General features: G+C 27.7%; 10 protein-coding genes. 3 read left to right on the top strand and 7 right to left on the bottom strand.

Features of this window, described 5'->3' with window-relative positions; genetic code table 11:
- Positions 1 to 22: 22 nt before the first annotated feature.
- Both CINFORN2912_RS00455 and glyS read left to right on the top strand, forming a co-directional pair.
- The gene (locus CINFORN2912_RS00455; RefSeq protein WP_075433705.1) at positions 23 to 904 is read left to right on the top strand and encodes a glycine--tRNA ligase subunit alpha; all 882 of its coding nucleotides are present in this window, start codon (positions 23 to 25) and stop codon (positions 902 to 904) included.
- A 3-nt stretch (positions 905 to 907) separates the two neighbouring features.
- Entirely contained in the window at positions 908 to 2,992 is a 2,085-nt protein-coding gene (gene glyS / locus CINFORN2912_RS00450; protein WP_075433704.1) for a glycine--tRNA ligase subunit beta, read from the top strand.
- Between the two features lie 792 nt (positions 2,993 to 3,784).
- Here glyS and pheT read toward each other — a convergent pair.
- From pheT to CINFORN2912_RS00415, 7 genes are all read right to left on the bottom strand, one after another.
- On the bottom strand, positions 3,785 to 6,175 hold the full coding sequence (pheT, locus tag CINFORN2912_RS00445; protein ID WP_075433703.1) for a phenylalanine--tRNA ligase subunit beta: 2,391 nt from the start codon (positions 6,173 to 6,175) through the stop codon (positions 3,785 to 3,787).
- Between the two features lie 15 nt (positions 6,176 to 6,190).
- Positions 6,191 to 7,177: a phenylalanine--tRNA ligase subunit alpha gene (gene pheS, locus CINFORN2912_RS00440; RefSeq protein WP_075434223.1), complete on the bottom strand. Its 987-nt coding sequence runs from the start codon at positions 7,175 to 7,177 to the stop codon at positions 6,191 to 6,193.
- Positions 7,178 to 7,316: 139 nt separating this feature from the next.
- Entirely contained in the window at positions 7,317 to 7,676 is a 360-nt protein-coding gene (rplT, locus tag CINFORN2912_RS00435; RefSeq protein ID WP_075433702.1) for a 50S ribosomal protein L20, read from the bottom strand.
- 44 nt (positions 7,677 to 7,720) lie between these two features.
- A complete protein-coding gene (gene rpmI, locus CINFORN2912_RS00430; protein WP_075433701.1) occupies positions 7,721 to 7,918 on the bottom strand; it encodes a 50S ribosomal protein L35 in 198 nt (65 codons plus the stop codon).
- Between the two features lie 61 nt (positions 7,919 to 7,979).
- Positions 7,980 to 8,519, bottom strand: a complete 540-nt coding sequence (gene infC, locus CINFORN2912_RS00425) for a translation initiation factor IF-3 (RefSeq protein ID WP_075433700.1) — start codon at positions 8,517 to 8,519, stop codon at positions 7,980 to 7,982.
- 3 nt (positions 8,520 to 8,522) lie between these two features.
- Positions 8,523 to 10,457 carry a threonine--tRNA ligase gene (thrS, locus tag CINFORN2912_RS00420; RefSeq protein WP_075433699.1) on the bottom strand — a complete coding sequence of 645 codons (1,935 nt, stop codon included), beginning with the start codon at positions 10,455 to 10,457 and terminating at the stop codon, positions 8,523 to 8,525.
- 172 nt (positions 10,458 to 10,629) lie between these two features.
- Positions 10,630 to 11,685, bottom strand: coding sequence for a 3-deoxy-7-phosphoheptulonate synthase (locus tag CINFORN2912_RS00415; protein ID WP_075433698.1), 1,056 nt, complete (start codon positions 11,683 to 11,685; stop codon positions 10,630 to 10,632).
- A 610-nt stretch (positions 11,686 to 12,295) separates the two neighbouring features.
- On the opposite strand from CINFORN2912_RS00415, the gene CINFORN2912_RS00410 reads away from it, so the two are divergent.
- Complete coding sequence (locus CINFORN2912_RS00410; RefSeq protein ID WP_082253667.1) at positions 12,296 to 12,664, top strand: HesB/IscA family protein; 369 nt, start codon at positions 12,296 to 12,298, stop codon at positions 12,662 to 12,664.
- Positions 12,665 to 12,698 lie beyond the last annotated feature (34 nt).

Below are 12,698 nucleotides of genomic sequence, written 5' to 3'. Positions count from 1 at the left end.
GCATAAAATAAAGAAGAAAAAAATGTCAACATACAAAGATTCATTTAATGAAATACTACAAAAATTACAGCACTTTTGGAGTCAAAACACCTGTACTATTCTACAACCATTAGATATTTCTATCGGCGCAGGGACATTTCATTATCATACATTTTTCAACGTTTTAAAAAAAAAAAAAGTCGCTGTAGCGTATATTCAGCCGACTAGAAGACCGTCTGACGGGAGGTATACTGATATACCTAATCGCTTACAGCATTACTATCAATTTCAAGTCTTGATGAAACCCGCTCCCGATCACATTCAACGTTTATATCTCCGTTCTTTAGCAAAAATTGGTGTTAACATAAGTCATAACGACATTCGATTTATAGAAGATAATTGGGAAAACCCAACCTTAGGAGCATCAGGCTTAGGGTGGGAGGTGCGATTAAATGGAATGGAAATCACCCAAATAACATATTTTCAGCAGATGGGTGGACTTAACTGCGATCAATCAACTATAGAAATTACTTATGGGCTAGAAAGAATTGCGATGCACATACAAAAGGTTAATAATATTTTTGATATCTTGTGGAGCGATGCAAAAAACAAAAAAACAAAATATTCTGATATATTTATAGATCATGAAAAAGAACACTCATCTTATAATTTTGAATTCTCTAATAGTAAAATATTAACAAAATTATTTGATATACACGCAAAAGAAGCCGCGCGACTCATACAATTGCCGAATCCTCTATGCATTCCAGCATACGAGCATATGCTATATGCTATTCATTATTTTAATTTATTAGATTGTAAAAAAATATTGTCTACTACTGATCGAACAGATCATATTTTAAAGATACGTAAAAAAATAAAACAAATCGCTATACAATATATAAATAATTATATGAAAGAGTAAACAATGAACTACAAAATACTGCTAATAGAAGTACAAACCGAAACCTTACCGAGTTGCGAACTTAAAAAAATAGCAAATTCTTTTTATCTTATTTTACAAGAAGAATTAAAAAAAAATAAAATTTCTTATTCATCTATTTCTTTATTTTATACAGCTACAAAAATAGCATTAAAAGTATTTTCTTTATTATATTCTCCTGAATCCAAGTATATCAGAAAAATAGGCCCCCTCATAAGCAACGGGTATAATGTCGATCACCACGTAAAAGACATAACTCGACAATGGAAAAAAAAATATAACATTTCCATCAATGCGGTAGAAAAAATAGAAATAAAAGGAAAAATATATCTCTCGTATCTCTATAAAAAAAAATCTATTTCTTTAAATGATTTATTAGCACAAATTATACCTAAAACCATTAAAAAAATACCGCTAAAAAGATCCATGCTGTGGAATAATAATTCCATTAGATTTTCTCGTCCTATACGAAATATTATGACTTTGCTAAATCATAAAATTATTTCTTTAAACCTTCCCGGTATTACGTCTAATAATATATCTTATGGACATTTTCTCATGTCTCCTCAAAAAATTATTTTTAACCATGCTAATTCATATACAGAAGAATTTTTTGAGAATAAATATATAATGATTAATTATAAAAAAAGAAAACAGAATATATTCAATCAGATAGATCAACTAGCAAAATCTATTAATAAAAAAATTTTTTTTAATAAAAAGCTATTACGAGAAACAACATTATCAGTAGACTGGCCAAAAGCTTATTTGGGGCAGTTTAAAAAAAAATATCTCAAAATACCTCAGGATATACTAGTCTATATCATAGAAAACAACCAAAAATATTTTCCTTTATATGAAACAAATAAACAGAACATAACAAACAATTTTATTTTAATCAGTAATGTCGATACACTTAACTCATCGCAAATCATTAAAGAAAACGAACAAGTCCTACATGCTCAATTAAGTAACATAAAATTTTTTCTCAAACGGGATAAAAATAAAAAATTATCAGATCGATTAACTTTATTAAAAAAAATTTCTTTTCATAAAGATTTAGGGTCCATGTATGAAAAAACACTCCGAATGCAAGAATTAAGTCAATATATTGCTAAAGATCAAAATGTTGATAGTCCTTTGTTAAATCGTTCTGCAATGTTATCTAAATGTGATCTAACAACTAATATTGTTACCGAATATCCTTATTTGCAAGGTATTATAGGTATGTATTACGCTTTATTTGATCAAGAGGATAAAATCGTTGCATTGGCCATTAAAGAACACTATTTACCCAATTTTTCTCAATCTTGCTTACCAACACAAAAAATTTCTTGTATATTAAGTATTTCTGAAAAAATAGACACTATTACTGGAATCTTTAGTATTAAAAAATATCCTACCCAAAAAAAGGATCCATTTGCTCTACGCAGGGCTACCATTGGTGTAGTGCGAATTATAATCGAAAAAAAAATATCCATCAATCTTGGACAATTAATTACACAATCTCTTAAATTATATAATAAAACAAAAAAATTAGAAAAAATAAAAAAACTAATTCTAGATTTTATATATTCTAAATACAAATCTTTATGTTTAAAAAAAAAATATACTAAAAAAACTATCTTGTCCGTGTTATCTCTTAAGTTAACCAATCTAATTCACGTTGATACACGCATTCAAGCTTTGCACCAATTTCAAAAAAAAAATAATATAGAAAAAATTTTAAATATTTATAAAAGAATCAATAATATTCTTTCACAAAAAGAAAAACAAAAAAAAATTATTCCAGTAAATCCGTTAAGCTCTAGTTCTTTAGCGCTTTCTTCTCAAAATGAAAAAAAAATAATAGATTTAATTAAACAAATTAATAACCAAACTACTTCATCAAAAAACATCAACTACCCGAATATGTTGAAAATGATTGAAAAACTATGTCTGCCAATGGAAAATTTTTTTAAAAATTCTTTTGTTTATGATAAAAACATACGAATACGCTCCTACCGAGTGTTTCTCCTCAAAAAAGTACAAGAGATATTTTTATCCATTGCTGATTTTTCTTTTTTTTAACGTTTTAAAAAAATAATTATATCGATTTACTGTATCCTTGTATTTTTTTAAAAATTAATGATTTCTCTAGTATTTATACCAACTTTGGCGCTATTTTGGAATATTTATTATAAAAATATTTTATTTCCTATCAATATAGTATTTTATACTGTATTCAATGTATACAATGTTAATAATCTAATTAATGTAAATTTTTTTAATAAAACAAAGGTTTTAATTTGTTTAAAGAGAATAAATACTATAAAAAATTTCATTAAATTTAATTAAATTAATTCATGAAAATACAGTATAATTAATACTATTCACTTGAAAAAACTTTTTTTTATTTCAAATATTAGTTTATTACAAAAATAAAATACTAAAAATATAACTTTTTAATTAAGCAATATTTTAGTTTTCTCAACGTAATTACGCTTTTATGAATTAAAATCCTAAAAATATAAATTAATTCCTGATAATACTTTTGCTATCTTAAATAAAACAAAAATATCATACTCAAGCTAAAAAAAGTTAAAAAAATGTATTTTAAATGACCGTCTAATCTAAAATTTTAACTAATGATGCATCATATTCCATACTTAAAAAATATTTACCAGCTTGAACTTTCTTACAGACTGTTCTCCGCGCAGCTTAAACCAGATTACTCAACGAAATAAATTTACTATTTTTTTTACTGCTAAATATTTTATATATTTCCCCCTAAAGTATCTCGATGCAATTTTTTATACTTGTTTACTTTAATTTAATTAAACGACTAAATAATATAAAACATTTTTAGTCAATAAAATTATGTTAATCTCTTAATATTGCCCCCAACTTATTTTGTAAAGCCTTCATACATTGTAAAATATTTAAATTAATATCAGATTCACATAATGAGCTTGTAGCGCTATTAAAAGTAAAGCAAATAGACATACTTTTCTTTCCCCGGGGTATATTTGGTCCCGAATACACGTCATATATATATATACCCGTATTCTGAATACTGGTATGTTGATGACAAATCCTTAAAACATCTTTTCCCAAAACATAATTAAATACAATAATAGAAATATCTCTTTTACTAATCGGTAATTCTGATACGTGCTGTATCTCTAAAGACGGTAAATCACGAATTTTTTTCCACATGATCTCAAATAAAATTACAGAATCTTTTAAATCAAAAACTTCATAAAACTTGGCATCTAATATTCCAATACAACCAACAAACTGGCCATTTAAATAAATCCCTGCGCTGTTTTGTTCACATAAACCTATAAACTTTTCTGAAATAAATTCTATATTTTTTAACTTTCCACATAAATTTAAAATAGACTCTAAGTCTCCTTTTAAATCATAAAAATCAAATTTTCTGTTTACAGAATACCACTCTCGGCGACCCGCTAACCCACTAATTGCTGCAGATAAATATTCCTGCTGAATAATTTTAATAGAATTTTTTTTTTGTGACGAAAAACACAATCCAGTTTCAAAAACTCGAATAGACTCATGTTGTCGTTTTTGATTATAAGAAATACAATTTAATAAACCAATCCATAACGATACTCTCATCTCAGACATGTCTCTAGAAATAGGATTCTGAATTTTTAAAATATTGCATGGAGCAGAAAACAATTTTTGTATCTGAGAATTAACGAAACTATAGGAAATAATTTCAAAATATCCTCGATCAATAAGGAATAATTTAATACGTGACAATGAGATACATTCTTTCTTATATTCTAAATTATATGTATACTCTTCAGGAGGTTGCAGTTTAACATTTTCACAACCATACACTCTAATAATCTCACCAATTAATTCTTCCGTAAAATTTATGTCGGTACGCCAATACGGCGGAGTCACAAAAAAATTATTTTTCTTTTCAAAAAAAGAAAAATGACAAAAATTCAAAATAGATATAACTTGTTTTTTAGTAAAAAAAATACCGGAAATTTTATTTAATTTTTCAATAGTTAGTACTAAAGTATTAAGGGGTCGTTCATTATTCTGCATTGAATGAAATTGAGATTTAGATGATATCCCACCACATATATCTAATATTAATTTTTGAATATACTCGAAAATATTTTTCTGTATATACGGGTTTGTATTGTATTTAGAATACTCTATTTGCCTTGATAAATTTGGCATAGAAAAATGCCGATTTTGAAGGAAATGAAAATCAACACAAAGAGAACCTAAAAATAAGTTTTTAGTAGAAATATTTATCTTTCTACAGTTAACATATTCCATATCTTCAAAAGACAAAATTTTTTTAGAATTTTCTAGAACAATAGTTCCTACTGGTAAGTATATATTTTTTTTATCACTATCTTGAATAGACTTTTTGTTCTTTATAATTTTTATATATAATTTTGGACCCAAGCGGTCTAAATTAAATACATGAAACCAGTATCCTGTTTCGATAAATACATAATTAACTATGTTAGAAATAATATTCTTAGTTAACGCATTAGATCTTCTTAACCGTTCTTGCATAAAAAAAGGTAAAACCGATTTCATCTTAATATGATGAAATTCACAAAAAATATATTGTATATAACTGCTTTTAGTAATCACTCTGATGGCGCTATTAAAAGACCTTTTTTGATCCAAGATAGTAGAATGCCTTAAATTAGGTAACGGCAATTTATTTAATATCGCTACTTCTCTTGATAAGCCCCAAACAGAGCGCAAATCTGTACGATTAAAAGGAAGGAAAAACTTCATACTATAGCGATAGGGAGCAAAAAAATCTGTAATATTAGATCCAATCATTGCATTATCTGATAAAATCAGAATTTCATAATTATTTTTTTCTATTCCTAGGAAATGATAAGAAGCAAAAGTGCAAACTGTCATATCGACTTGATCTAAAGAACTTTTTTTTATATCTACAATATTTAGAGGGCTAGAAAAAACAACAGGCACTTTCTTGCCCTGAGATAAATATTTTTTTTCTGCATATTTTATATAAACAAAGTAGTTCTCTGAAAGAGATACTTTATATGAAGTAAACCTATTATTTACATTACATATTTTTTTAGAAACAATCTGACCAATTTTAGTATTAGAAAAAAATAGTTTTTTTCCCTTAACGAGCTCTACTTCATAACCAAATGCTATTAGTTGCTTGCATAATTTCTTATTTAAGACCGGAGGATTAATCCAATCACGCAACCATTCTTCTCCTAACTTCATCCCTATTTCTCACTATTAAACAAATTGTTTTAAAAAACGTATATCGTTTTCAAAAAAATAACGAATATCGGATAATGAATATTTTAACATAGCTATTCTTTCTACTCCCATGCCAAAAGCACAAGCAGAATAAATATTTCGATCAATATTAAAGTTTTTTAAAACATTAGGGTGAACCATGCCACAACCTAATATTTCTATCCAATCTCCAAATTTATTTTGAATATCTACTTCAGCAGACGGACAAGTAAATGGAAAATATGAAGATCGAAAACGAATTTTAATATTTTTTTTAAAAATCTTAATAACTAGGTTTTTTAAAATCCACTTTAAATTTGAAAAAGAGATTGATTTATCGACTATTAGTCCTTCAATTTGATGAAACATGGGAGTATGCGTATGATCAAAATCACGCCGAAAAACTTTTCCAGGAACAATAGCTTTAATAGGATAAGAATACTTTTTTAAAATTCTCATCTGCGCGCTAGAAGTTTGAGTGCGTAATACATGGTTGGAATCAAACCAAAAAGTATCTCCCATACTTCTAGAAGGATGGTTGATAGGAATATTTAAAGAATCAAAATTATAGTATATATTTTCTAATTCTGGACCAGAGTATATTACAAATCCCCACTGATAAAAAATTTCTTTAATTTCATTTATAATCATTGTAATAGGATGTAAACTGCCTCGCTCTATGCGGCGGCCAGGTAAAGAATAATCTAAATACGAGCTTTGAGCCTGATCTGACAAAAATCTATTTCTTAAACTGCTCTTTTTTTGAATAATTTTATGTTTAATTTTACGCTTAAAGGTATTTAAAATACTACTACATTGTATTCTTTCTGGAATATTCACTAATGCTAATTTACTAAAATATAATGTTATAATACTTTTTTTGCCTAAATATTTAGACTTAAAGTTATTTAATTCAGTTAAATCTTTTATATTTTTTATTTCACTCTTTATCGTGACAGAGATTTTATTTAAAGAATTGAATATTTCTTGTTTTAATTTCACAGTTATACCAATGTACTTATTTGATAAAATTAATGTATATGTTTTATAAATATTTTTTCAAAAATATATAGGGGAGACTGGTTACTCCCTCTTATAAAATTCTTAAAAATGTTTTAATTGATTAATGCGATAAAGCTGTTTTAGAATGATTTATTAAAATACCAAATGCCTCTTTATCAAAAATTGCGGTCTCTGATAACATTTTTCGATTAATATTAATTGACGATACCTTTAATCCATGCATAAATTGACTATATGATAAATTATAACCGTGAACTGCTGCATTAATCCTAATAATCCATAATTTTCGAAAATTTCTTTTTTTGTTTCTTCTGTCCCTATAAGCATATTGTCCTGCTTTAATAACCGCTTGATTAGCTACTCGATATGCTCGAGATCTGGCTCCATAATAACCTTTAGCTAATTTAATAATCTTTTTATGACGAGCATGCGCGGTAACGCCGCGTTTTACACGTGCCATATATAATCCCCTGAAATACAATGTATACGAAAATAAACGCTAAATTAAAAATAAGGTAAAAATAAGGATACTTTTTTGTTATCGGACGAAGCAAGAATAATTTTTTTACGAAGATGGCGTTTATAATCTGTGTTCTTTTTTGTCAAAATATGACGCAAATTTGCCTGTTTACGCTTAAATTGACCTGAAGCGGTTTTTCTGAATCTTTTTACAGCACTACGCAAAGTTTTAATTTTAGGCATAATATTTCCTGAAAAATACTTAAAATAAAAAGAAAACAAAAAAAATAGATATTCTGATTAATTATTTATTTTTTGGCGAGAGGAACATTATCATTTGACGACCCTCAATTCTTGTAGGAAAAAACTCTATGTTCGCTACATCGGACAAGTCATTTTTTAACCTCACCAGCATGTCGACACCAAGACTTTGGTGAGCCATCTCACGCCCCCTAAATCTTAAAGTAATCTTGACTTTATGACCATCTTTTAAAAAACGAGTTAAATTTCTTAATTTTACTTGATAGTCCCCTTTATCCGTATTAGGTCTAAATTTTATTTCTTTAATCTGAACAACCTTTTGTTTCTTTTTTTGTATTTTTAAAGCTTTATTTTTTTTATATATAAATTTCCCATAGTTCATAATCCGGCATACCGGAGGTGTAGAATTAGGGCTAATTTCTACTAAATCAAATCCAGACATCTGAGCTGTTTCTAAGGCTTGATGGATACCCACAATTCCTATTTGCTCTCCCTCCAAGCCCATTAACCGCACTTCCGTAGAGCGAATTTCATGATTAATACGATGAGATCGCGATAATTGGTTTTTTTTTCCGACTTTAATACTCTAACCCTCCACTTTAAAATCTTGTATACTATAGTATTTAATACTATCTAGAATTTTTGTAATAAAATAATCGATAGTTTGTTGATATTGCTTGTTATTATTGCGCGCCCTAATAGTTACATAATTTTTTTTTACTTCCTTGTCCCCGCATACTAAAATATAAGGTACATGTTGTTTTATATATTCCCGAATCTTAAAGCCTACGCTATTATTTGTCACATCTGAAGTAACGCGAATATTATGAAATAACAATTTTTTTTCTATCTTTTTTACAAAAGCAATGTGTTGTTTAGAAACACTAATAACTACTGCTTGAGTCGGACTTAACCAAATTGGTAATTTCCCATCATATTCTTCTATAAGAATACCTATAAACCGCTCTATTGACCCTAAAAAAGCTCGATGAATGATAATTGGATATTTTTTTATATTATTGCGATCCATATAATACGCTTTTAATTTTTTAGCTAAATAAAAATCTAATTGAATCGTTCCGCACTGCCAAATTCGCTTCAAATTATCTTCTAATGCAATTTCAATTTTGGGACCATAAAACGCGCCTTCGCCTAATTGATATTGAAAAGATAAATTATTTTCTACTAAAACAGATTCTAGATCATTTTCTGCTTGATTCCAAAGATCATCACTTCCAATCCTATTTTTTGGACGAGTAGAAAATTTAATAATAATTTTTTTAAAACCAAATGCATGATATAAATCAAATAATAAGCGAATACAGTGATTTAATTCAGGTTTAATTTGATCTTTGGAACAAAAAATATGAGCGTCATCTTGTGTAAATCCTCGTACTCGCATTAATCCGTGCAAAGAACCAGACGATTCTTGCCTATGGCAACTACCAAATTCTGCCATACGTATCGGTAAATCCCTATAAGATTTTAAACTATCCTGAAAAATTTGCACATGTGCTGGACAACTCATGGGCTTTATACAATATTGTCTATTTTCAGACTGAGTAAGAAAAATAGATTTGCTATAGTATTCACAGTGGCCGCTTTTTTCCCATAAAGACTTATCAATGACAATCGGACTTTTTACTTCTAGATAATTATTTTGAAATAATTTAAGGCGAATAAAATTTTCTAATTGTCTAAAAATAATATACCCGTTATGATGCCAAAATACCATGCCGGGTGATTCTTTTTGAATATGATATAAATTTAATAGTTTAGCAATTTTACGATGATCGCGCTTTTCTAGTTTTTCCTTGCGATTAATAAATTTTAATAATTGAGTTTTAGAGAGAAAAGATAAAACATGAATTCTTTGTAACATTTTATTATTTTTATCAGCGTTCCAATATGCTCCTGAAATATCTTGTAGAAAAAAATATCGACAAAATTTAATATTTGGTACTTGCTCTTGAGAGCAAAACTCACAATATTCTTTATGACAAGAAATATTAATATTTTTTTCTTTTAAAGCATGCTTGTTTATAAGACTAATTTGATATAATTCATCTTCTTTCTTCAAGCAATCTAGAAAATATTTTTTTCTAACATGTTTGGAGAATATATTATATCCGCTAGATATTTCTTCTAGCATTTTTTCAGAAATTTTTTTTAAATCTTTTTTTGCTAAAACTGACGGCATATCTATATCACAGTAAAAACCTGATTTAGTTATCTCTCCGCCAGCTATTTTAACGGCCGGCCACATTAACTTTAACACTCTGTTTAATAGTTGTATACCAGAACGCCTTACCATGCTTAAAAACTGCTTATTGTTTTCATCAACCATAATTACAGTCGCATGCTCAGTAATTAAAGCAGTTACATCAACTAGTCGCTGGTTAACAAAACCGGCAATAATGTATGACTCATGCTCTGGATATATATCTTTAAAAATTTCTTGTAAAGTGATGGCTCTTTTATATGTCTTCTTAATTCCGTTATCTAATGTAATAACAGGCATATCTGGTCCCTAACAAAAACTTGTATGAAAAAATATATATTCTCAAATAAAATAAATTTTTTATATGTCCATACATAGATATATTTCTAAAAATAAATATAAGCTTGCTGTAGCAGCTACAATAATATTAATAATTAAAACGGACAATATGATCGCGATATCATAAAGAACTCTAAAATATTCCTAATCGCGCTTTAATCGCATCTGCTAGCTTTTTTATCAAAACAATACTGTCTTGGATACCTAAACACGAATCTGTAATAGACTGACCGAAAACTAAATTATGAATTTTATCGACAGGTTGAGCCCCTTCTTTTAAAAAACTTTCAACCATAACTCCAGATATAACCCTAGACCCGCTTACAATTTGACGAATAATAGACTCAGCGACACTTAATTGTCGGTTATGATCTTTTAAGGAATTAGCGTGACTAAAATCAACAATTAAATGTTCCGGAAGATTAAATTTTCTTAGCTGCTGAGTAGCGCGTTCTATGTCTCTTTTGTGATAATTAGGGACTCGTCCGCCTCGCATAATCATATGAGCACAATTATTTCCTGAAGTATGAAAAATATTTATTTTACCATATTTATTTGGGGCTAAAAATAAGTGACTTACTTGAGCTGAGCGAATAGCATCCATAGCAATTAAAATATTTCCGTCAGTACCGTTTTTAAATCCAATCGGGCACGGTAAATGAGAAGCTAATTCTCTGTGAACCTGACTTTCAGTAGTTCTAGCTCCAATTGCTCCCCAGCTAATTAGGTCTGCAATAAATTGACTAAAAATCGAGTCTAAAAATTCAGTCGCGGTTGGTACACCTAATTGGTTGATCGCTAATAACAACTTTCTCGTTATCCTTAGCCCTTTATTTACTTTTAAAGTATTATCTAAGTCAGGATCAGAAATTAAACCAGTCCAGCCCAATACTGTACGCGGTTTTTCAAAATATGTTCGCATGATAATTTCAAGATAAGATGAATATTTTTGACGCAAAGTATATATTTCTCTTGCATACTCCAGCGCTGCAACGGGATCATGAATGGAGCAGGGACCTATAATAACTAATAATCGTTTATCTTTACCCGATAGAATATTTCTAATACTACTTCGCGTAGATTGAACGAAGTCATGAACACTAGGAGTAATTTTGTAGCGATGTAATAAATCTTTTGGTGTTATTAATAATTCATTTGTAAAATTATTTAATTCATTAGTATTTTTCATTTTCTTCTCTATTTAATTAGATAAAAATCATTTCAAAGCCAATAATAAAAAAGATATGCGCCTAAAAAAATCAACCAACTGTTTATATAGCCCTATGTCTCCTCAAAAAGAAAAATATATAAAAACCTATCAATAAAAAATATAATCAAAATGTGGTAATAAATAGCAGTAATATTTATACGTGAAAGAAGCTGTATATGTAATATATACAAAAAAATGGAAACGTTTTTTATAAAAATATTTTTTTTAAAAGATAATTTTAAAAAATATTTTTTGAAAGTTTTAGTATTTCATAATTTATTACTTAATCAAAAACTAAAACCATACAATGTTACATGAACAAAATTTTATCATATATTCTTCTAGTTCTAGAACTAATAAATCAATTTTAGCATAAAAAATATAATTTAATAAAATTAAATTTTACTTTAAGATAACAAGAACAAACATTACTGAACATATAAAAAATAATTAATTCAACGTTTCAACGCTATAGTAAATAAAACAGTCATGCTAAATAACTGTTTACATATATGTAAAAAAATAATACAATTTTTCTAAGAGTCAAATATATATTTATTAATTAATAGGAAAAGATATTAAAACGGATATGAAAAATATAGATAAACAACAAAAAAGAAAAAAAACACCCTTAATCAAAATTAATATCACTAAAAAAGCAGAAAAACAAATTATATTTTTACTAAAAAAAAGCAAAAAAAACATCGGCGTCCAAATAAAAATAAAAAAAACTGGTTGCGCTGGCTTTAAATACGTCTTAGCTATGGCTAAAAAAATCGATTCTTCTGAATGCGTCTTGACAGAAAAAAAAATTAAATTTTTTATTCCCGTACAATGGACGTCAATAATAAATAACACAACAATAGACTTTCTCGCTATAGGATTAAATTCATCATTTACTTTCCAAAACCAAAATCATATTTCTACTTGTGGATGCGGAGAAAGCTTCAATATCTGAAATATTGAAACTTAATTTTATTTTCAAAACACTA

Origin of the sequence: Buchnera aphidicola, from assembly GCF_900128725.1 — a bacterium.
Lineage (GTDB): Bacteria > Pseudomonadota > Gammaproteobacteria > Enterobacterales > Enterobacteriaceae > Buchnera_F > Buchnera_F aphidicola_K.
Note: the sequence above shows the minus strand (reverse complement) of the source record. Positions and strands in the feature narration are given on the sequence as shown.